This is a genomic window from Postechiella marina (genome assembly GCF_039538365.1).
GTDB classification, from domain to species: Bacteria; Bacteroidota; Bacteroidia; order Flavobacteriales; family Flavobacteriaceae; genus Postechiella; species Postechiella marina.
This window is the reverse complement of the sequence record NZ_BAABCA010000003.1, coordinates 266,365-288,656: the sequence shown is the minus strand read 5'-3', so window position 1 is coordinate 288,656 and position 22,292 is coordinate 266,365. Positions and strand designations below refer to the sequence as shown.

Here is a 22,292-nt window from a genome sequence, read left to right as displayed (position 1 = left end):
ACACAATAAAGTGATTACAATAATAATCAATTATTAAATTTATTTATTACGCTTTTCCGTATTTAGATGTTTTTTAAATTCCTAATGCGCCTCCAACCAATTCAAACCAGTATCCACCTCAACATCCAACGGAACCTCCATTTTAAAGGCATTTTCCATTTCGGTTTTAATTAAAGTAGTCATTTCTTCCAGTTCGGGTTTATATACATCAAACACCAATTCATCATGCACTTGTAGTAGCATTTTGGTTTTATAATTACCAGCTTCTAGTTTGTTGTAAATGTTAATCATGGCAATTTTAATAATATCGGCTGCGCTACCTTGTATTGGTGCATTTACCGCATTACGCTCTGCAGCACTACGTACCATACCATTGGCAGAGTTAATATCTTTTAGGTAACGACGTCTGTCTAAAATAGTTTTTACATAACCATGATCGCGTGCAAATTCGACTTGCTCGCTCATATATTTTTTAAGTTTTGGATACGTTTCGTAATAGGTGTCTATAAGTTCTTTGGCTTCACCACGCGATAAATCGGTTTGGTTACTTAGCCCAAAAGCAGACACGCCATACACAATACCAAAGTTTACGGTTTTGGCGTTACTACGTTGCGCTCTAGTAACCTCTTCAATAGGTACACCAAAAACTTTAGAGGCTGTAGACGCGTGAATATCTTCACCATTTTTAAAGGCCTCGATCATGGTTTCCTCTTTACTTAAAGCTGCAATAATACGCAGTTCTATTTGGCTATAATCGGCAGCCAGTAAAGTATACTCTTCACTTCGTGGTATAAAGGCTTTACGTACTTGACGCCCACGTTCTGTACGTATAGGGATATTCTGTAAGTTTGGGTTGTTACTACTTAAACGCCCAGTGGCAGCAACGGTTTGCATATAGTCTGTATGTACACGTCCAGTAATTTCTTCCACTTGAAGAGGTAAGGCATCTACATACGTGCTTTTTAGTTTTGCAAGTCCACGATACTCTAAAATATCTCTAATAATTTCGTGCTCTTTTGCTAAGGCAGATAAAATATCTTCGCCCGTTTTGTATTGTCCTGTTTTGGTTTTTTTAGGCTTGTCTACTAGTTTTAGTTTTTCAAACAAAATAATACCTAATTGCTTTGGTGAGGCAATATTAAATTCTTCGCCAGCAACCTCGTAAATTTTAGTTACTAAGGCATCAATATCTTTGTTTAAATCTTGAGACAAAGACTGTAAAAAATCTTTATCTAAGTTAATCCCTTCCAGTTCCATCGCTGCTAAAACACGTAGTAAAGGGATCTCTATATCATCAAATAATTTTTGTGTATTGGCTTCGCCTAATTCTTTTTTAAAATGTGCTGCAAGTTGCAAGGTAATATCGGCATCTTCTACTGCATATTCGGTTTGCTTGTCTAACGGAACATCGCGCATAGATAATTGGTTCTTGCCTTTTTTACCAATTAGTTCTGTTATAGAAATTGGCGTGTAATTTAAATAGGTTTCTGCAAGTACATCCATATTATGTCGCATATCTGGATTTATTAAATAATGCGCTAACATGGTATCAAACAACGGACCTTTTACCTGCACGTTGTATTTGGCTAAAACCTTGATGTCGTATTTTAAATTCTGACCAATTTTTTGGATGGTTTCACTTTCAAAAAACGGTTTTAGAGTTTCAATTAACGCTTGTGCTTCGGTTTTATCTTCCGGAAACGGTAGGTAAAAACCTTTACCAATTTCCCATGAAAATGAAATACCAACTAACTCTGCAACTAACGGATTTAATCCTGTTGTTTCTGTATCAAAACACACACTGCTTTGACTCAATAAATTTTTAATGAATAATTTAGTAGCCATTCCCGTAGCAATACTTTGGTAAAAATGCGAGGTGTTTTTGGCAGTTTTACGCTCAAAAGTATTTTCTGTATTTGCTTCTGCGGAATTAGGATTGCCTCCAAATAAATTGAATTGTCCTGCTCCAGCACTTTCTGCTTCTTTTGGCGTTACTTTAGGTGCTGCTTTTTCTGAAGCTTTATCGCTAGTAAGCGATGTGGCTTCTGCACCAGATGTAAATGTTTTAGTAAAATTATCTATAAGTCTTCTAAACTCCAACTCTTGAAAAATCTCGGTTACTTTAGGAATGTCGGGTTGGTCTAGCTCAAAATCTTTAGCATTAAAGGTTACCGGAACATCTAGCATAATAGTGGCCAATTTTTTAGAAAGTAAACCTAACTCTTGGTTGGCTTCAATTTTTTCTTTCATCTTGCCCTTAAGCTCGTGCGTATTGGCAAATAGGTTTTCCATGCTACCATAAGCAGCTAAGAATTTTTTAGCTGTTTTATCTCCAACACCAGGTAAACCTGGTATATTATCACTAGCATCGCCCATCATGCCTAAATAATCTATAACTTGTAAAGGGTCTGTAACTTCAAATTTTTTCTGTACTTCTGGTATGCCCCAAGTCTCGTAACCACCACCAAAAACAGGACGATACATAAAAATATTTTCGCTTACCAATTGCGCAAAATCTTTATCTGGTGTTACCATAAAGGTTTGGTAGCCTTCTTTTTCGGCTTGTTTAGATAGTGTTCCTATAACATCATCGGCCTCGAAACCTTCCTTTACCATAATTGGAATGTGCATGGCTTTTAAAATATCTTGAATAATAGGCACAGCAATTTTAATGGCTTCTGGGGTTTCGTCTCTATTGGCTTTGTAAGCTTCAAACATTTCTACACGGTCTGCGCTTCCACCTTTATCAAAACAAACAGCCAAATGGTCTGGGCGTTCGCGTTTAATAACATCTAAAAGAGAATTCATAAACCCCATTATAGCAGAGGTGTCCACTCCTTTAGAGTTTATTCTTGGGTTTTTAATAAAAGCATAGTAACCACGGAATATTAATGCGAATGCATCGACTAGAAAAACGCGTTTTTGATCTGACATTTTGTAAATTTTGATGTAAAATCAAAACTACGAAAACTAAATAGCTAACAGAAATTAATCTTTAAACGATTTATATTTTATAATTGTTTTTGTAAGGAATGGGCTTAAATCTTAACTATTAGTTAAATTAAATTCACTTTTTACCTATTCAGGTGTATTACAATTATATTTGATAAAAATTAGATTATGTTACGTTGGGTTATTTTTCTTATTGTTTTTGTGGTTGTAGACGTTTATGCATTTCAAGCCTTTAGAAATGTTGTAAAAAACAATTGGATTCAAATTTTATATTGGGCTATTTCTGTTTTGGTAATAGGCAATTTTATATTTCATTATTACGGTTTTAACCGTAGCGATGGGTTTTCGCATGCACACGCCTATGCTTTTGGTTTTTTAATAGCACTCTTAGTGCCAAAAATGGTGTTATTGCTAGGTATGTTTGCCGAAGATATATTTAGAGTGCCACAAGCCATTTTTCGTTATTTTACAGAGGGTAGTGCAGCAAAGGGTAATTATTTTGCATCGCGTAGGCAGTTTATAAGTAAAATAGCTTTAGGTTTGGCAGCAATACCACTCGCCTCTATAATTTATGGTATTTATAAAGGTAAGTATAACTACAAAGTTTTAAAATACACTCTGCATTTTGAAGATTTACCTGCAGCTTTTGATGGTTATAAGCTTACGCAAATTAGCGATATACATTCTGGAAGTTTTGATAACATAGAAAAGGTTAAATATGCTGTAGATTTAATTAATCAACAAGAAAGCGATGTTATTCTATTTACAGGCGATATTGTAAACAATAAAGCAGATGAGCTAGTGCCTTATAAAAATGTGTTTAATAAGTTAAAGGCTAAAGACGGATTGTATTCTGTTTTAGGAAATCACGATTATGGCGATTATGTAAATTGGGAGTCTAAAGAAGCTAAGCTTCAAAATTTAGAACATTTAAAAAGCATTCAAAAAGACATCGGTTTTAATCTTTTACTAAACGAAAGTAAGTACCTAGAAAAAGATGGCGAAAAAATAGCTTTAGTAGGGGTAGAAAACTGGGGAGCTGGCGGATTTAAAAAAGCGGGCAATTTAAAATTGGCAGCATCAAAAATTAAAAAAGACGATTTTAAAATACTAATGAGTCACGATCCTTCGCATTGGGACCAGCAAGTGGTGTCCGACGATTATCACTATCACTTAACCTTAAGCGGTCATACGCACGGTATGCAATTTGGTATAGAAATTCCGGGTTGGTTTAAATGGAGTCCTGTAAAATGGCGTTATAAGCATTGGGCAGGTATTTACGAAGAGCTAGGGCAATACATTAATGTAAATCGTGGTTTTGGTTACTTAGCTTTTCCTGGAAGAGTAGGTATTTGGCCAGAAATTACCGTAATAGAGCTTAAAAAAGGAAAAGTAACAGTTTAATTACACTTAAAAAATAAGATATTTAAGGAAATTGCTTATATTTATGAATTAGGCATTACCAAATTAAGTAAATTGATACAATTTTAAATAAATAAAAGGTGATTTTATAATGCCTTTTACGAGCTAAACCATTGAGATATGTCAAAATTCGGGGAACTTATTGATGTTAAAATTCCAGTGCTGTTAGACTTTTATACAGAGTGGAGCGATCAATCTACAGCCATGCATCCCATTTTACGCGATGTTGCAGCTGCTCTAGGCGATAAAGCTAAAGTAATTAAGATTGATGTAGAAAAAAACCATGATCTAGCAGAGGCGCTAAGAGTAAAAGGTTTGCCAACTTTAATGATTTATAAAGGAGGCGAAATGAAATGGAGACAAAGTGGCGAGCAAGACGCTAATACACTAATAGCGCTTATAAACGAATACATCTAAATAATTACAAAACATAATTGCATTGGGTGTTACCCATAAAGGGTCGGGCTTTCCGCTATATCTTTTTAAAAAAATAAAGCTGTAAATTAAGTAAGAGTATTATTTACTAACTTAAAAGATATAACCAAGTTTAATGTGTACAAGTTTTTAAAAAGGATGTCGCATCAATCCCTAACGCGGGCAAGTTTGCTAGAGTTAGTTTAAAGCCTTAAAGCTATAGCCTTTTTTGCTAAAATGCTCTAAAACCCTAGGAAGCGCATATTGCATGTTTTTAGCAGCTTTTACACTATCATGAAACACAACAATACTACCTTGGCTTGTTTTAGAAATAGCGTTTTTGTAGCAAGTTTCTGGGCTGGTGTCTTTCCAATCAAAAGCCAAAATATCCCACATAATTATTTTATACCCCAAAGCAATGAGAGCTTTACCTTGCTTATTTTTTATTTTTCCAAAAGGAGGTCTAAATAAATAAGACTTGGTACGTTTGTAATCGTTTGCCTTAGCAATTTCTGCATTAATAATGCTTTGCGTTTGGGTAGTCTCATTTATATATAAGTCTGTATTGGTTTTCCAGCCCTTAACATGGTTTTGTGTATGGTTACCAATGGCGTGTCCGTCTTTTAAAATATCCTGAAAAATTTCGGGATGTTTTTCTATATTATTTCCAATACAAAAAAAAGTGGCTTTAGCTTGGTATTGCTTTAGCAGGTTTAAAGTCCAGTTTGTAATTTCTGGCGTTGGTCCATCATCAAAAGTTAAATAAATAACTTTATGGGTTGTAGCAATGTCCCAAACATAGTTTGGAAACATCCTTTTTACAAACCTAGGTGTTTTTATAGGTATTAAGGTCATGCCTCAATTTTAGTCAATAATTAATCCGCTATCTACAGGTAAATCTCTGTCTTCGCGCTTAGGTTCTTGTGGTCCATCACCATAAAAATGTCGGAAACGTTTTAGGTAATCGTTAAAAATGTCGCCTTCAGTATTAGCAAATTCAATATCATACTCTACCAAAATATCAACTAAACTTTTATAGCGTTGTATATCTGTATAAATATCTTCAAACAAACGTTCTTGGTTTTTAACAGATAGTGTGCTGTAATACGTTAAGTTTTCTTGGTATTTTTTAGACACGTCTTTATACAAGCGTTGGGCTTTGTCTTTATTGCCTACAGCATAGTAAGCGGTAATGTATGGCTCAAGCAGCGTGTAAAAGCCAAAATACTCTACAGGCATGTTTTTCATGGCTATATCTGCAATTTCTTCAGCTTTTTTCATCTGTTTTTCGTCTATAAGTTGTTGCATTAAACGCGCCAAATTACCACGGTACGAAATAGAGTTTTTACGTGTTTCTACATCATGATAAATATCCGGGCTTCCGCTATTGCCCCAATCCCAGTTTTTAACCTTCTCGTACATAATGTCTGAGTCTACGCGTCCCATATCAAAAGGATTTGTTCTATCTATAGCTGTTTTAATAGGTACCAGTTTATAGCACATACCATCTAGTTGTAAATAGTCTTTCATCCAAAGGTAATCGTCATCACCAAAACTACCTCCTGTAAAGTAAATAGGGCGTTTCCATTCGTTGTTAGCTACAATGTCTAGCATTAATAATCTGTTTTTGTACAACGCACTTTCTTTAATTTTAATGTCTATATAGGGTACAATTTTATCTGCATCTTTTGGTTTTACAATACCATATTTTAAAGCATTTTCTTTGTTTACAGGAAGTCTTAGGTTTTCTGTAGGTAGATAATTTACGTTTAAATCTTGATTTCTAATTTGAGAAAGATCGACACCTTGTTGTTGTAAAATGTATTTGTATTTGGTTCTTGGGTTATCGCTCGATACAAAGTTTAAAAACTCTTTAAGCTCTAAAGTGTCTTTAATTACATTTTGTTTTCTAACGTAATCGTTTGTGCCATATTGGTAGTCTTTATGTTCTAGTTGCGATGGTACAGGGTCACTCTCGTAAGCCTTGCGTTTCATTTGGTCTATATACCAATCGGTTTGAAATAAACTGGTGTTAACAATTCTAACATCGGTTCTATAACCTTCAATTTCTTGAGCATACCAAAGGGCAAACGTGTCGTTATCTCCAATGGTAAATAAAATGGCGTTTTCTTCGCAAGAATCTAAATATTTTTTTGCCATAGATCGTGCTGTGTATTTTCCAGAACGGTCATGATCGTCCCAGTTGTTTGCAGCAAGCACGCAAGGCACTAAAACTAAACATGCTAAGGTAATAATTGGTGCAGCTAATTTTTTTGGTAAGTATTTTTTTAAGGCATCAAAAAGGGCGTAAACTCCAAAGCCAATCCAAATGGCAAATACGTAGTACGAGCCAACTACCGAGTAGTCGCGTTCGCGAGGCTCAAAAGGACGTACGTTTGTGTAAACTTGAATAGCCAATCCTGTAAATAGGAAAAATACCAGCATAATCCAGAATGTTTTTTTATCAGAATTAAATAAAAAGAACATGCCAATAAGGCCTAAAATAAGAGGTAAAAAGTAGTATGTATTTCTGCCTTTATTATTTTTTACATCGCTAGGTAAATTTTCTTGCGGAAAACCTAAATGCGCTTCATCTATAAAGTTAATGCCACTAAGCCAGTTTCCGTGGTTATCGTATCTACCTTGAATATCGTCTTGTCTTCCAGTAAAATTCCACATAAAATAACGCCAGTACATGTAGCCTAATTGGTATTCTAGCATATAAGTTATGTTGTCCCAAAGCGATGGTTTTTCAATATCTATATAAGGCTGAAATTGTTTTAAGAATTGATTGTACCCCTCGTAATCTACATTGCCTTGTGCTACATTTTTTTTAAAATCGGTAACCATTTTAATGTACTCGTTGTCCAATCTGTATTCTGGTTTTAATTTAAAATTTAAAAATCCAGAAAACATCATATAGTTTTCGGCATGCTCTGTACTCCACATTCTAGGGAGGTACGAGGCGTGTTTAGAGTTGTAATTTTGTTTTGCGTTTTTCCAGTCGTTTACAATAATGTATTTTCCTTTTTCTTCGTCTTTTTCGTATTTAGGCTTGTCGTCTATGTACGGGTTGTTTTCGTCTAAATAAGCATACTGATCTGTAAACTGCGGACCGTAAAATAAATGTGTTTCTGGGTATTGCTCTAAGTTGTAATATGCTAATAATTCTCTTGCACTAGATGGGTTGTTTTCGTTAATAACAACATTGGCATTAGCTCTTATAGGTAACATTAACCATGTGGAAAAGCCAATAATTATAAAAGTAATACAAAGAATACCTGTATTAAGGTGTATGTAATTTTTTTGTCGTGTATATCTTAAACCGTATAAAATTAAGCCTACTAAAACAATACCTGCAATAATAGAACCCGAGTTAAAAGGTAGGCCTATACTGTTTACAAAGAAAATTTCTGAAGCACTAAATATTTTAAGAATATTTGGGGCTAATAATTTAAAAACAAATAATAAAACTGCAACAGATACAGCATTTGCGATAATAAAATTCTTTATAGTAACCTCTTTGTAGTTTTTAAAGTAATAAATAAGTCCGATGGCAGGAATAGTTAATAAACCCATAAAGTGAACACCAAAAGATAGCCCAATAATAAAAGCAATTAAAATAAGCCAACGGTTGCCACGTGGTTTGTTCATGTCTTGTTCCCAGCGTAAACCTAGCCAGAAAAGCACAGACATAATTAATGTGGCCATGGCGTAAACTTCGGTTTCTACTGCATTAAACCAAAACGAATCTGTAAAAGTAAAGGCTAAACCACCTACAATACCACTGCCTAAAATTGCTTTAGCTTTATTTTCGTTTAATTCACCATCATTTTCAACTAATTTTTTTAGAGATAGCGTGATAGTCCAAAACATAAATAAAATAGTAAACGCACTAGCAGCAGCGCTCATCATATTCATCATGTAGCCCACTTGTGTAGGTTCTAAAGCAAACATAGAGAAAAAGGCACCCATCATTTGAAATAAAGGAGCTCCTGGAGGGTGTCCAACTTGAAGTTTAGCCGATGTTAAAATATATTCGCCTGCATCCCAGAAACTTACAGTAGGTTCAACGGTTAGGCTATAAGTTATAAATGCAATTAAAAAAGTGAACCATCCTAAAATAGTGTTCCATTTTTTAAAGTTGAAATGTGCCATGTATAAAGATCTTTTATTTGCTTTGGCGAATTTAATAATAAATATGAAATGAGCCCGTAATATTATATTAGACTTAACATAAATACTTTTAAAGCTATTTTAACACCTAAACAAGCAGGTTTACAGTTAATTAAAAGCAAATGTTTACATGTGTTTTTTGATAAGCGAAAACAAATTGATAATATTTTTTAAAAAAAGCTTGTAAAAATAATTATTTGTTTTAAATTTGCACCCTCATTACACGAATGGCCTATGGTGTAACTGGCAACACGTTGGTTTTTGGTACCAAAGAGTCTAGGTTCGAGCCCTAGTAGGCCAACAAAAGTCCTAATCATTTATTTGATTAGGACTTTTTTAATTCATGCTCTCAAATTTTTTCTGTTATGTCGCAGTTGTTTTAAATTTAGCTTTAGTAATATATAGAGTTAATATGGCGTTTAATGCATTGGGCATCAGTTTTAAAGATGTTTTTTATTGGTTTGTGTAAGCTAGAAGAAACACTTCTTTTTATAATAGGTTGCCTTGCGGTGTTACTTATAATTTTATACATTATTGCTTTAAAAATCAATAAAATATTATATATTTGCAGCGTTGAAAGGCGAAATTAAGAAATGAGGGGACGAGAAGTCCCCTCTTTTTATACTAGAAAATGTTTAAAACTACAGTTAAAAATTTACTTGAAGAAGCACTAACAGAGCGTAGTGATTTGTTCCTTATAGAGTTTTCTGTTAATCAAGAAAACCATATTAAAATTATAGTAGATGGTGATAAAGGTCTTTTAGTAGAAGATTGCATGTTTATTAGCCGAGCTATAGAGCATAATATAGATAGAGAAGAACACGATTTTTCTTTAGAAGTTATGTCTGCAGGGGCAACAGCTCCGTTAGTTCATAAAAGACAATACAAGAAACATGTTGGTCGTGTATTGGATGTTAAAACCGACTCTGATAAAATTGAAGGAAAGCTTGCAGAAGCAACAGATACTCATATTTTATTAGAATGGAAAGTTAGAGAGCCTAAACCCATAGGTAAAGGTAAAGTAACGGTAAGAAAGAAAGCTAATATAGCTTACGAAGATATTTTAGAAGCAAAAGTTATGATTAAATTTTAATTTAAGAAGAGTTATGGAGAATATTGCGTTAATTGAATCTTTTTCTGAATTCAAAGACGATAAATTAATAGATCGTGTAACCTTAATGGCAATTTTAGAAGATGTTTTTAGAAGCGCCTTGAAAAAGAAATTTGGAGATGACGATAATTTTGATATTATTGTTAACCCTGACAAAGGAGATTTAGAGATTTGGAGAAATAGAATAGTTGTAGCAGACGGTGAGGTAGAAGAACCAAATCAAGAAATTACTATAACTGAAGCTCGTAAAATTGAACCAGATTTTGAGGTAGGAGAAGATGTATCTGAAGAAGTTAAATTAATCGACTTAGGAAGACGTGCTATTTTAGCACTACGCCAAAACTTAATTTCTAAAATACACGAGCACGATAACACTATTATCTATAAGCAATTTAAAGATTTAATAGGCGAAATATATACAGCAGAAGTGCACCATATAAGACACAGAGCTGTTATTTTGTTAGATGATGAAGGTAACGAAATAGTATTGCCAAAAGACAGACAAATACCATCAGATTTTTTCCGTAAAGGAGATAATGTAAGAGGTGTAATTGATAGTGTAGAACTTAAAGGTGCTAAACCAACAATAATAATGTCTAGAAGTTCGCCTGCGTTCTTAGAGAAATTATTTGAGCAAGAAATTCCAGAAGTTTTTGATGGTTTAATTACTATTAAAAACGTAGTAAGAATACCAGGAGAAAAAGCAAAAGTAGCTGTAGATTCTTATGATGATAGAATAGATCCAGTAGGAGCTTGTGTGGGTATGAAAGGTTCTAGAATTCACGGTATTGTTCGTGAGTTAGGAAACGAAAACATAGATGTAATTAATTACACAACTAACTTACCGCTATTTATAACAAGAGCTTTAAGTCCTGCAAGAGTAACATCTGTTAAACTTAACGAAGAAGCAAAGCGAGCAGAGGTTATTTTAAAACCAGAAGAAGTTAGTAAAGCTATTGGTAGAGGTGGACACAACATACGTTTAGCAGGCCAATTAACAGGTTATGAAATAGACGTATTTAGAGAAGGAGCAGAAGAAGATGTAGAATTAAGAGAATTCTCTGACGAAATAGAAGGCTGGATTATAGAAGAATTTAGCAAAGCAGGTTTAGATACTGCAAAAAGTGTTCTAGAACAAGATGTAAAAGACCTTGTAAAAAGAACAGATTTAGAAGAAGAAACGATTTTAGACGTTGTTAGAATTCTAAAAGAAGAATTCGAAGAGTAAAAAAATAAGGCAAATTTTGCGTTATTGTATGTCTTAAAAAGACATAATAATTATATTTGAGTATTTTAAAGGCGATTATGGCTGACACAATTAGATTAAATAAAGTATTACGCGAGCTTAACATCTCTTTAGATCGTGCTGTAGAATTTTTAGATTCTAAAGGCATAGAGATAGAGAAGCGACCTACTACAAAAATTTCACAAGAAACGTATAACGTGCTTTCTGAAGGTTTTCAGACCGATGCAAACAAAAAAGTTGCATCTAAAGAAGTAGGTGAAGCAAAACTGAAAGAGAAAGAAGTTTTGCGCGAACAACGTGAGCGTGAACTTGAGGAGAAGCAAAAAGCACAAGCCCGAAGAGAAGAAGTTGTAAAAGCTACTAAAACACTTTCTGGACCAAAACAAGTTGGGAAAATTGATTTAAATCCTAAGAAAAAGGAAGTTAAGCCAGCAGACCCTGTTAAAACAGAAACTGTTTCAGAAGCTCCTAAGAAAGTTGTGGAAGACACTCCTGCTCCTAAAAAGGAGGAGGTTAAAGTTGAAAAACCAACTCCAAAAGTTAAGGCAGAAGTTAAACCTGTAGAGGCCAAAAAAGAAGCTCCTATAGAAAAGGCAAACACCGATGCTAAAGCAGAAACAACAAAAGAAACTCCTGTTGCTAAGGTTGAAAAACCAAAAACTGGAGATATTGTTGTTGAAGACGAAAAGGTTAAAACTCAATATAAAAAACTTACTGGGCCTAAAATTGCTGGCGATAAAATTGATTTATCTCAATTTAATAAACCAAAGAAAAAACCAGCAGATAAGAAAACCGATGGAAAACCAGGCGATGCTAATAAGAAAAAGCGTCGTCGTATAAGTAAGGTTGGTGGACCTAATTCTGGAGGTAATAGACCAGGAGGAGGACGTCCAGGAGGAAGACCAGGAGGAAACGATCGTTTTAAAGGTAAACCAGGTCAAGGCAGACGTAATGTGCCTAAAGAAGAACCATCTGAAGAAGATGTGAAAAAACAAGTTAGAGAAACTCTTGAAAAACTTCAAGGAAAATCTAACAAAGGACGTGGAGCTAAAAATAGAAGAGATAAAAGAGATAAGCATAGAGAACAGACTGAAATCGATCAACAAATCGAAGCAGCAGAAAGTAAAATCATTAAAGTAACAGAATTTGTTACTGCAAGCGAAATGGCTACAATGATGGATGTTGGGGTAACTCAAATTATTTCTGCATGTATGTCTCTAGGTATGATGGTTACTATGAATCAGCGTTTAGATGCTGAAACATTATCTATTGTAGCAGATGAGTTTGGATATAAAGTAGAGTTTGTAACTGCAGATATTGAAGAGTCAATTGAAGAAGTTGTAGATAAGCCTGAAGATTTAGTTACTCGTGCACCTATTGTTACTGTAATGGGACACGTAGATCACGGTAAAACATCTCTGTTAGATTATATTCGTAAAGAGAATGTAATAGCAGGAGAATCAGGTGGTATTACACAGCATATTGGCGCTTACGGTGTGCAGTTAGAAGGTGGTCAAAAAATTGCCTTCTTAGATACGCCAGGTCACGAGGCCTTTACAGCCATGCGTGCTCGTGGTGCTCAGGTAACAGACATTGCAATTATTGTAGCAGCAGCTGATGATGATATTATGCCACAAACAAAAGAAGCTATTTCGCATGCGCAAGCTGCGGGAGTACCTATCGTTTTTGCCATAAATAAAATTGATTTACCTGCAGCTAATCCAGAAAAAATTAAGGAAGGTTTAGCACAAATGAATTTATTAGTTGAAGATTGGGGAGGTAAAATTCAATCTCACGATATTTCAGCTAAAAAGGGAACAGGTGTTAAAGAATTATTAGAAAAAGTATTACTTGAAGCCGAATTATTAGAGCTTAAAGCAAATCCAGAAAAAGCAGCTGTTGGTACTGTAGTCGAGGCCTTTTTAGATAAAGGTAGAGGTTATGTATCTACTATATTAGTACAAGCGGGAACTTTAAAAGTTGGCGATTATGTATTGGCTGGTAAAAATAGTGGTAAAGTAAAAGCCATGCATGATGAACGTGGACATGATATTGAATTTGCAGGACCTTCTACTCCAGTATCTATTCTAGGACTAGATGGAGCGCCACAAGCAGGAGATAAATTTAATGTTTTTGAAGACGAACGTGAAGCAAAACAAATAGCTTCTAAACGCGCACAATTACAACGAGAGCAATCTGTACGTACACAACGTCATATTACACTTGATGAAATTGGACGACGTATTGCACTTGGAGACTTCCAGGAGCTTAACATTATCCTTAAAGGTGATGTGGATGGTTCAGTTGAAGCATTAACAGATTCTTTCCAAAAGCTATCTACAGAAGAAATTCAAGTTAATATTTTACACAAAGGTGTTGGAGCTATTACAGAAAGTGATGTATTATTAGCTTCGGCTTCAGATGCTATTATTGTAGGGTTTAATGTAAGGCCTGTTGGTAATGCAAGAATGATTGCTGATAAAGAAGAAATAGATATTAGAACATATTCTATTATCTACGATGCTATTAACGATCTTAAAGACGCTATGGAAGGTATGTTATCTCCAGAGCTTAAAGAAGAAATAACTGGTACAGCAGAAATTAGAGAAATATTTAAGGTATCTAAAGTTGGAACTATTGCAGGTTGTATGGTTACTAACGGAAAAATACTTAGATCTTCAGGAATTCGTTTAATTAGAGATGGTGTAGTTGTTTATACAGGCGAATTAGCTTCGTTAAAGCGATTTAAAGATGATGCCAAAGAAGTGTCTAAAGGATACGATTGTGGTATGCAAATTAAAAACTATAACGATATTAAGGAAGGCGATATAATTGAAGCATTCCACGAAGTTGAAGTTAAAAAGAAACTGAAATAAAATAAAATTGTTTATTCAATTTGGCTAAAAGCACCTATTTAAATAGGTGCTTTTTTTGTTTAAGATAAAGTGATTTTAATTTGTATCTATAGTTTAAATAAAAAAAAATACGATATAGCGTTGTTGTAAGCAGATTATTTGTACATTACTATCAGATAACCTAACTTTTTTTTTATGAATAACCAACGTAGATTCCTCATTAAGAATATGGGGATTGCCTTACTCGGGGTTCCCCTAGGTAGTAATATTGCATTTTCTTCATCAAAAACAACTCTTAACCATTCAGGTTTTACCTCATTAATAAACTCTAAGTTACAAACTGAAGGCTATGAGGTTATATTTAATGAATCATTTAGTCTTAATTCTCAATGTAAAGCATTTCCTTTATTAAAGAAAAACTTATTAAGGGGAGACGAAGAAGGTTTACTTCTAGTAATGGATAATGGCGATCATTTTTTGTTATCCAATAAGCATTTAGAGACTTATAGCGTGTTTATATCAAATTTCAAATTTTCTTTAAAATCACATGGTTTAGAAAAATTGAAAGATATTAATACAGTAAGGTCTACAACACCTTTTAAAATATTAAAATCCAATCAAACAAAAGATTTTAGGTTTCAAACCATAGACGGTAATATTGTAGAGGTGCATTCTTTTAAGAAAAAAAACTATGTTAAGGTTCTTTAACCGCTTTATAGTTATTTATTCACTTTATATTAAAATTGATGAAAACTATTCTTTTAGGAAGTTTTCCTAGTGCTTTAACAATTTATAAATACTTGTTGGAAAATGAGAGTTTAGATGCTGTTTTTGTTTTAGAGGAATATTGTTCTCAAGAAGTGAAAGATATTTTGTCTTTACAGTTTAAAGCGAACAACGTATCAGGAGTTTTTACATCGAAATTGCAATTAAATATAGCTTTAGCTAAATATTTAAAAGATAATAAAATAGATGTAGTTGTAGTTTTTGGGTGCCCAACACTAATAGAAAAGGAATCTCTAATTATTCCTAAACACGGTTTTTTAAATATACATTTTGGGAAACTGCCAGGAAATAGAGGAGCAGATCCTCTTTTTTGGACAATAAAGAATCAAGAGAAAAGTACTGCGATTACAATTCATAAAATGGATGCCAATTTTGATACAGGGCCTGTTTTATTAGAAGAAGCTGTTTCTGTTTATTTTGGAGAAACAAGTGGCATGTTAAGCTCTAAATTAACATTACAAGCTTTGCAGGTTTTAAAGCAATCTTTACAATTGCTTGGTAATTCTGAAAACTATGTTAAACAAGTTAATTTAGATTTATATAGACAAAAACCTAGTAGGGACGATTTAACTATTAATTGGGAAAATCAAACTGCTGATGATATTGAAAGCTTAGTTAATGCATGTAACCCTAAGTATACAGGAGCAATAACCTACTACCAAGGGACAGAAGTTAATATTATTGAAGTGTCACCAGCAAGTAATACTGAGTCCATGCAAGGAGAGGTTCCTGGAAAAATAATACATGCACACCCACAAGAAGGGCTTTTTGTTTGTTGTAAAAACGGAGAGTTGTTACGTATAAATATTATGAAAACTGATGCAGGAGTTTTAACCGGAACTAAATATGTAACAATAGGTATGCAAATGGGGCAACAGTTTACAACAAAAGCATAAAAATAGAATACTAATCAAATAAATACTAATTTAAAATTTAAAAATTATGGATCCATTTTTAGGACAAATCGTGATGTTTGGGGGGAATTTTGCTCCAAGAGGCTGGGCGTTGTGTGAAGGACAATTATTACCAATAAGTCAAAACTCAGCTCTATTTTCAATTTTAGGAACAATTTATGGGGGTGATGGTAGAACAACATTTGCGTTACCAGATTTAAGAGGTAGAGTTGCTATAGGACAGGGGCATGGTCCTGGCTTGTCAGACCGTAGATTAGGTTCAAGATCAGGTCAAGAGGCGCATACCTTAAATACTTTAGAGATGCCTTCTCATAATCATATAATACAAGATGGAGGTGTAAAAGTAACATCAGCAAATGCCACAGAAAGTACGCCAAGTAATGGTAGTACTTTAGCAGCGCCAGGTAATGGTTCTGGAAGATCTTTTGAGCCAATATCAGGATATAATAACGCTACACCAGATGTAACGCTTAATACAGGAGCTGGTCCTACTGCTTTAAATAATGGAGGCAATCAAGCGCATAATAATATGCAACCATATTTAACTACTAATTATATTATAGCTCTACAAGGTGTTTTTCCTTCAAGAAGTTAAATACTTTATATAATCTATGGCTTCAAGTATTTTAAAACTTAAAGAAATTGCGAGCAGCATTATACTTTCGTCTTCAGAAGAAGATGTGGAGTTTGCTGTTCAAAGTTTGCTTGAGTTTTATAATACGTTCTCGTTTAACAAACTTGATGAGAAAGATATTCCATTAGATTATGGTTATGCATTATCTGCCAAACATGCTGCAGATTGTATAAAAGATTACAAAAGAACTGTTGCCTTTATAAAAGGTACTTATCAAGGTATCCTTTCTTCTTTAAATAAGTTCTCTGGCGAAACCATAAACATTTTATATGCAGGAAGTGGGCCTTATGCCCCATTAATAATTCCTTTATTATCATTGTTTAAAGATGATAATAAATTAAAGGTAACAATTTTAGATGTTAATTCATCATCTGTTAAAAGTGTTAAAAGTATTATTGATAAACTTGAATTTCAAAATTTTATTGATGATGTTTTGGTGGCCGATGCAATTACATATCAGTATTCTAAAGTTAAAAAATTGCATATTGTTATTACAGAAACAATGTTTCATGCTTTAACTAGAGAGCCACAAGTTGCGATAACAGAGAATTTAAAACTTCAAATTACAAAAGGAGGCTATTTAATACCCGAAAAAATAGAAATAAAAATGGGATATAGTTTTTTTAGTAAAGAGCCTTTTTTAAATCAGTATAAAGATATATACACCATTTCTAATTCTAATAAAAGTATAAATAGAGATGGAATGATTTCTTTGTTCGAATTAAAAAACACATCGAGTAGTATTTTTGAAAATTTTATTTTTGAGAGTAGTTGGATACAGTTACCGCAAAATATACAAGATACTCCAGATGTCTGCATTTTTACCACAATTAATATTTTTAAAGACATTAAATTACACGATTCCGACTCCCTAATTACAAATCCATACTGTTTAGGATCTTTATATAATCTAAAAGAAAAAGGATTTTCTAAATTTAAAGTAAGATATAGTATAAAAAAAGATCCAAGTTGGACCATATTAACCTAATACCTAACAAACAATGAAACAAATTTACATTACTGCAATTACTTTCCTACTAGGAACGTATATGTGTTTTTCTCAATTTACTGAGACTTTTGAAGGATTTTCTGATAATCAAAATACTTTTACAAGCAATAGTCAGCCTTTTACCACAGGAGTAAGTGGTTTTAACGTAGAAACTAATTTTCAAGGGTTTGGCGCCTCAAATTCAAACGTTTTTGTAGACAACTCTTTTAACGAAAGTATAGGAGACATAAATTCAATTAAAACAACAAATGGTATAAATTTTACAATAAAAGATATTGATATTTTTTTATCTAAAGATAGTGGGAATACTGTTGGAGGAACCCCTGGAGGATTAATTATTAGAGGAAAAAAAGCAGGAGTTACTCAGTTTACAGTAAATATAACTTCGGGTATTCCTACTGGATTTTCTCCTGATAATGGGTTTTTTAACGTAAATTTTGCTACAGAAGGAGGTGCAGATAATAGTTTAACCAACATTGATGAGATTGAGTTTGAATTAACAGGAGATTTTATTTACATAGCTGTAGACGAATTTACTTTTGGACCAGAAGTGGTCGCAGCAGATACATCGCCTCCAGTTGTACAGTCTATAGTTAGAAGCGGAACTCCTGAAACAACAGCTGATGCGGTTGATTTTATTATAACATTCAATGAAGATGCTAATAATGTTACGTTAGATGATTTTGAATTAGACCTTACAGGAAGTGTAACAGCAACGCTGTCTAGTATTTCTGGTTCTGGTACAAATTATACTGTTTCTACAAATGGTATCTCTGGAGAAGGAAGTTTAAGTGTAGATTTAAAAGCCAACACTGATATAGTTGATAGTATAGGAAATGGTAATGGAACAAATGGAAGTACCAATTCTTATACAAATGGAGAAACTCATACTGTTTCATCATGTTTTTTAGAATCTTTTGAGGGAACAAGTAACAATGATACTTCATTTACTAGTAACGGTATTTCATTTAGCTCTACTGGAGGTTTAAATATTGAAACAATTGCTGATGCTGGTGCAGGAGATTCTGATAAGTTTTTAAGTAATGAAGGAATAGTTTCAGCTAGCTATGCAATTCAATCTTCAGGAGTAAATTTTACAATCAAAACAATAGATTTGTATTTGTCTTCTAATTCGGGAGGTAATCCTCCAACAAATGATGGAACAATAACTATTAACGGGAAATTATCTGGGTCAACTTTATATACAATTACAAAAAACTCTGGTTTCCCTACTTCTATAGCAAATGGAGATAATGGTTTTTTTAATTTAAACTTTGCGACAGAAGGTGCTTCAGATTATACAACTACTAATGTAGATGAAATTGAAATTATACTAAGTGGAGCTTTTGTTTATTTGGCAATAGATCATTTTGAGTTTTGTGAGCCTGGCGTGGTAGATACTTTTGCTCCAGATGTATTGAGTATCGATGTTTCAGGAAACCCTACTTCTGTGGCAACAACAGTTGATTATATTGTTACTTTTGACGAAAATGTAACTAATGTTTCTGCTGATGATTTCTCGATAGATTCTACAGGTAGTATATCTGCAGCTATATCTAACGTAACAGGTTCTGGTAGCGTTTATACGGTAACGGTAAGTGATATCTTAGGATTTGGAACCATAAGTATAGATTTAAATGCAGCTACAGATATACAAGATGGTTTATCTAATTCTGGACCACCGGCTTATACTAATGGAGAAAACCATACTATTTCAGAATGTTTTATAGAGGATTTTGAGAGTTTTGCTGTAGGTAGTTCTTCTTTAGCAAGTAACGATTTAACGTTTATAACAACAGGAGTTGATATCTTCGAATTAAATGAAGCAGGAGTAGATGATTCTCATAAATATCTAGATAATGAGAGTAGTGGAGCAGGTATATTTACCGTTGAAACTACAGGAGCCTTATTTAGAGCTAATAGTTTGTATGTTTATTTGTCTTCAATAGCAGCTGCTAATAATCCTACTAATGATGGTTCTATTATAATTAAAGGTAAAAAAGGAAATATAGAGCAGTTTAGTGCCACATTAAACACGTCTAATACAACCTTTCCAACATCTACAGCACAAGGAAATAATGGTTTTTTTCAAATTGATTTTTCTTCATTAGATGGTAGTGATGTTAGTTCAATGTTAATAGATGAATTAGAGTTTGAAATCGTTTCAGATTTTGTGTACATAGGTTTAGATAACTTTGAGTTTTGTCAAGATAAAACGCCTCCTACTGTCGCAATTACATCAGGAGAGTCAAACCCTACAGGCGCAAATCCAATACCCGTTACAATTACTTTTAGTGAAGAAGTAACCGGTTTCGATTTAGCTGATATAACGGTTGGTAATGGTGTTGCTTCAAATGTGCAAACAAGCGATAATATAATTTTTACTGCAGATATTACTCCATCGGCAAATGGAACTGTAACAGTTGATGTGGCAGCTAATGTAGCTACTGATGAAGCAGGTAATAATAACAGCTTAGCAATGCAGTTTAGTACAACTTACGATTTTAGTTTAAGTACAAATTATAATGTATCATCTAAGAATGATATTACATTTGTAAACCCCGTTACTAATATTCTAGAGCTTAATAGTTCTTCTCAAATTAGCAGAATAAAAGTGTTTAGTATAAATGGGGTAGAGGTATTATCAGGAAAAGGAAGTGTTTTAAACGTTAGTGGTTTAGTTACAGGTATGTATTTGGCTTCTGTTACATTACTTAACGATGATGCTAGTTTTACTATTAAATTTATAAAAGAATAAAAGACTATTGTTGCAAATAAAAAAAAGGATCAAATATTAAAATATTTGATCCTTTTTTTTATTTCTTAAATTTAAATAATACTCTATTTTTTCTTAGGCTTAAATATAAAAGCTCCAGAGAAATTCTTTTTAATTTTTTTTAAAGCTCTATCGGCTTCTAATCTAGATCTAAAATTACCAGCCCAGATTTTGTAATTTGGTGTTTCGAAAACCATAGAAGGACTCCAATTACTGTATTTAGATAAAAATTTTTCTTTAGCATTTTGAGCAGCAGATCTGTTACCAGAATATATTTGAATTTTATACCGGTCGGTAGTTTCTTTATTCATGCCTTTTTTCAATTCTAGTAATTTATCAATTTTTGCGTCTTGATTAATACTAATATTTGCGTCTTGAGCGCTACAAATACTTGAAGCGCTAATAAGGCATATTGCTGCTATTGTAGAGATTTTTATATTCAATGATTTCATTTTCAAATGTATTTATACAAATGTATACGTTATTAATTTAATTTTGGCTGATTTTATTATTTAGAATCTCTCTAAATTACCAATTAACACTTCGCTAACATTTCTAAAATGGACTTTTAATATTACTTTTGCCTGAGATTTTATTAGTATGATATTGGTCATAGTTATATGAAAAAATCATACCAAAGTTTAGAAGTTAATTTAACCAACAATATGAAACAGGTGATTCACCGTAAATTAGGCAAAAACATTCTTAGTTTAGGTTTAGTTATTTTATTAGCGTTTACAACGTCTTTATCGGCTCAAGATGGAGACCCAGCAAAAGGAAAATCTTTATTTAATGCCAATTGTGCAGCATGTCATCAATTAGATAAAAAAATGACAGGGCCTGCTTTACGTAATGTAGAGCAACGCTTATCTGATGATGAGGGTTTGGATCGAGATTGGATTTATTCATGGGTTCGTAACAGTTCAGGGCTTATTAAGTCTGGCGATGCTTATGCAAATAAAGTTTATAATGAGTTTGGTGGAGCTGCAATGACAGCTTTCCCTCAGTTATCTGATGATGATTTAAATAATATTTTAGCATATACAGCTGAAGAAAAGAAGGCGCCAGCTGCACCTGCAGGTGGAGTTGTTGCTGCACAACCCGTAGCAACTTCTGGAGGTGTGTCAAATGAGATTATTCTAGGAGCATTAGCTATTTTATTTATGCTTTTAGCAGCTGGATTGTTTTTAGTTAATAAAACACTTCGTCGTTTTGCAACTGCTCAAAACATTGAATTGCCAGAAGCTACAGAAAGAACACCGTTATGGAAAGCTTTTATCAAGAATCAATTTTTAATGATTGTTGTTGCTATTTTCTTTTTGTTATCGAGTGCTTATTTTGTTTATGGGTATTTATCTCAAATTGGAGTAGATCAAGGTTACCAACCAGTGCAGCCTATACATTTCTCTCATAAAATACATGCAGGTGATAATGGTATAGATTGTAAGTATTGTCATTCTTCTGCTAGAGTAAGTAAAACATCAGGAATACCTTCTCTAAATGTTTGTATGAATTGTCATAAATCTATTTATGAGTACAATGGCGAAACATCTGCAGAGTATTCTAAAGAGTTTTACGACGAGCAAATTCAAAAATTATATGCAGCTTCAGGATGGAGTGATGCAGATCAAAAGTATACTGGAGATACACAACCTGTTAAATGGGTACGTATTCATAACTTACCAGATTTTGTTTACTTTAACCACTCTCAACACGTATCTGTTGCAGGTGTAGAATGTCAAACTTGTCATGGTCCGGTTGAAGAAATGGAAGTTATGTATCAACACGCACCATTAACAATGGGCTGGTGTATTGATTGCCACAGAACAACAAATGTTAAAGTTCAAGATAATGCATACTATGATAAAATTCATGAAGAATTATCTAAGAAGTATGGTGTAGATAAGTTAACAGCTGCCGAAATGGGAGGTCTGGAATGTGGTAAATGTCATTACTAAAGTTTCCGCGAAAGCGAAAAATTTAATAAAAATTAACAA

The 22,292-nt window shown here is 33.4% G+C and carries 15 protein-coding genes and 1 tRNA gene; 12 read left to right on the top strand and 4 right to left on the bottom strand.

All coding sequences use genetic code 11. From position 1 onward, the window contains the following. Positions 1-81 precede the first annotated feature (81 nt). Positions 82-2,934 (bottom strand): DNA polymerase I, encoded by a 2,853-nt coding sequence (gene polA, locus ABD715_RS07815; protein ID WP_344787586.1) that lies wholly within the window; start codon positions 2,932-2,934, stop codon positions 82-84. Positions 2,935-3,120: 186 nt separating this feature from the next. Here polA and ABD715_RS07810 point away from each other — a divergent pair, with 186 nt between their 5' ends. Together ABD715_RS07810 and ABD715_RS07805 are read left to right on the top strand one after the other, a co-directional pair. Next, positions 3,121-4,356 (top strand): metallophosphoesterase, encoded by a 1,236-nt coding sequence (locus ABD715_RS07810; protein ID WP_344787585.1) that lies wholly within the window; start codon positions 3,121-3,123, stop codon positions 4,354-4,356. Between the two features lie 138 nt (positions 4,357-4,494). After that, positions 4,495-4,791, top strand: a complete 297-nt coding sequence (locus ABD715_RS07805) for a thioredoxin family protein (protein ID WP_344787584.1) — start codon at positions 4,495-4,497, stop codon at positions 4,789-4,791. 195 nt (positions 4,792-4,986) lie between these two features. Here ABD715_RS07805 and ABD715_RS07800 read toward each other — a convergent pair whose 3' ends face one another. Further along, complete coding sequence (locus tag ABD715_RS07800; protein WP_344787583.1) at positions 4,987-5,643, bottom strand: polysaccharide deacetylase family protein; 657 nt, start codon at positions 5,641-5,643, stop codon at positions 4,987-4,989. Between the two features lie 9 nt (positions 5,644-5,652). Further along, positions 5,653-8,946, bottom strand: a complete 3,294-nt coding sequence (locus tag ABD715_RS07795) for a protein O-mannosyl-transferase family (RefSeq protein WP_344787581.1) — start codon at positions 8,944-8,946, stop codon at positions 5,653-5,655. A 246-nt stretch (positions 8,947-9,192) separates the two neighbouring features. On the opposite strand from ABD715_RS07795, the gene ABD715_RS07790 reads away from it, so the two are divergent. From ABD715_RS07790 to ABD715_RS07750, 9 genes are all read left to right on the top strand, one after another. Beyond that, positions 9,193-9,265 (top strand) — tRNA-Gln (locus tag ABD715_RS07790). Positions 9,266-9,595: 330 nt separating this feature from the next. Continuing rightward, positions 9,596-10,057: a ribosome assembly cofactor RimP gene (rimP, locus tag ABD715_RS07785; RefSeq protein WP_344787580.1), complete on the top strand. Its 462-nt coding sequence runs from the start codon at positions 9,596-9,598 to the stop codon at positions 10,055-10,057. Positions 10,058-10,070: 13 nt separating this feature from the next. Further along, positions 10,071-11,303 (top strand): transcription termination factor NusA, encoded by a 1,233-nt coding sequence (gene nusA / locus ABD715_RS07780; protein WP_344787579.1) that lies wholly within the window; start codon positions 10,071-10,073, stop codon positions 11,301-11,303. 77 nt (positions 11,304-11,380) lie between these two features. Beyond that, positions 11,381-14,197, top strand: a complete 2,817-nt coding sequence (infB, locus tag ABD715_RS07775) for a translation initiation factor IF-2 (protein WP_344787578.1) — start codon at positions 11,381-11,383, stop codon at positions 14,195-14,197. 207 nt (positions 14,198-14,404) lie between these two features. Beyond that, the gene (locus ABD715_RS07770; RefSeq protein WP_344787577.1) at positions 14,405-14,884 is read left to right on the top strand and encodes a hypothetical protein; all 480 of its coding nucleotides are present in this window, start codon (positions 14,405-14,407) and stop codon (positions 14,882-14,884) included. A gap of 38 nt (positions 14,885-14,922) precedes the next feature. Beyond that, the gene (locus ABD715_RS07765) at positions 14,923-15,858 is read left to right on the top strand and encodes a methionyl-tRNA formyltransferase (RefSeq protein ID WP_344787576.1); all 936 of its coding nucleotides are present in this window, start codon (positions 14,923-14,925) and stop codon (positions 15,856-15,858) included. Positions 15,859-15,904: 46 nt separating this feature from the next. Continuing rightward, complete coding sequence (locus ABD715_RS07760) at positions 15,905-16,471, top strand: phage tail protein (RefSeq protein WP_344787575.1); 567 nt, start codon at positions 15,905-15,907, stop codon at positions 16,469-16,471. Positions 16,472-16,487: 16 nt separating this feature from the next. Beyond that, positions 16,488-17,498 carry an SAM-dependent methyltransferase gene (locus tag ABD715_RS07755; RefSeq protein WP_344787574.1) on the top strand — a complete coding sequence of 337 codons (1,011 nt, stop codon included), beginning with the start codon at positions 16,488-16,490 and terminating at the stop codon, positions 17,496-17,498. A gap of 13 nt (positions 17,499-17,511) precedes the next feature. Further along, positions 17,512-20,277 (top strand): Ig-like domain-containing protein, encoded by a 2,766-nt coding sequence (locus ABD715_RS07750; protein ID WP_344787573.1) that lies wholly within the window; start codon positions 17,512-17,514, stop codon positions 20,275-20,277. 83 nt (positions 20,278-20,360) lie between these two features. On the opposite strand, the gene ABD715_RS07745 is transcribed toward ABD715_RS07750, so the two are convergent. Next, complete coding sequence (locus tag ABD715_RS07745) at positions 20,361-20,747, bottom strand: SPOR domain-containing protein (RefSeq protein ID WP_344787572.1); 387 nt, start codon at positions 20,745-20,747, stop codon at positions 20,361-20,363. A gap of 213 nt (positions 20,748-20,960) precedes the next feature. Here ABD715_RS07745 and ABD715_RS07740 point away from each other — a divergent pair, with 213 nt between their 5' ends. After that, positions 20,961-22,253: a cytochrome c3 family protein gene (locus ABD715_RS07740; RefSeq protein ID WP_344787895.1), complete on the top strand. Its 1,293-nt coding sequence runs from the start codon at positions 20,961-20,963 to the stop codon at positions 22,251-22,253. The last annotated feature ends 39 nt before the right edge of the window (positions 22,254-22,292 follow it).

Bases quoted from the DNA above. Each gene is read 5' to 3' on its own strand.
- ABD715_RS07810 (WP_344787585.1), top strand. From the start codon at position 3,121: ATGTTACGTTGGGTTATTTTTCTTATTGTTTTTGTGGTTGTAGACGTT.
- ABD715_RS07760 (WP_344787575.1), top strand. From the start codon at position 15,905: ATGGATCCATTTTTAGGACAAATCGTGATGTTTGGGGGGAATTTTGCT.
- ABD715_RS07755 (WP_344787574.1), top strand. From the start codon at position 16,488: ATGGCTTCAAGTATTTTAAAACTTAAAGAAATTGCGAGCAGCATTATA.
- ABD715_RS07795 (WP_344787581.1), bottom strand. From the start codon at position 8,946: ATGGCACATTTCAACTTTAAAAAATGGAACACTATTTTAGGATGGTTC.
- ABD715_RS07800 (WP_344787583.1), bottom strand. From the start codon at position 5,643: ATGACCTTAATACCTATAAAAACACCTAGGTTTGTAAAAAGGATGTTT.
- infB (WP_344787578.1), top strand. From the start codon at position 11,381: ATGGCTGACACAATTAGATTAAATAAAGTATTACGCGAGCTTAACATC.
- ABD715_RS07770 (WP_344787577.1), top strand. From the start codon at position 14,405: ATGGGGATTGCCTTACTCGGGGTTCCCCTAGGTAGTAATATTGCATTT.
- ABD715_RS07750 (WP_344787573.1), top strand. From the start codon at position 17,512: ATGAAACAAATTTACATTACTGCAATTACTTTCCTACTAGGAACGTAT.
- ABD715_RS07740 (WP_344787895.1), top strand. From the start codon at position 20,961: ATGAAACAGGTGATTCACCGTAAATTAGGCAAAAACATTCTTAGTTTA.
- rimP (WP_344787580.1), top strand. From the start codon at position 9,596: ATGTTTAAAACTACAGTTAAAAATTTACTTGAAGAAGCACTAACAGAG.
- polA (WP_344787586.1), bottom strand. From the start codon at position 2,934: ATGTCAGATCAAAAACGCGTTTTTCTAGTCGATGCATTCGCATTAATA.
- ABD715_RS07765 (WP_344787576.1), top strand. From the start codon at position 14,923: ATGAAAACTATTCTTTTAGGAAGTTTTCCTAGTGCTTTAACAATTTAT.
- nusA (WP_344787579.1), top strand. From the start codon at position 10,071: ATGGAGAATATTGCGTTAATTGAATCTTTTTCTGAATTCAAAGACGAT.
- ABD715_RS07745 (WP_344787572.1), bottom strand. From the start codon at position 20,747: ATGAAATCATTGAATATAAAAATCTCTACAATAGCAGCAATATGCCTT.
- ABD715_RS07805 (WP_344787584.1), top strand. From the start codon at position 4,495: ATGTCAAAATTCGGGGAACTTATTGATGTTAAAATTCCAGTGCTGTTA.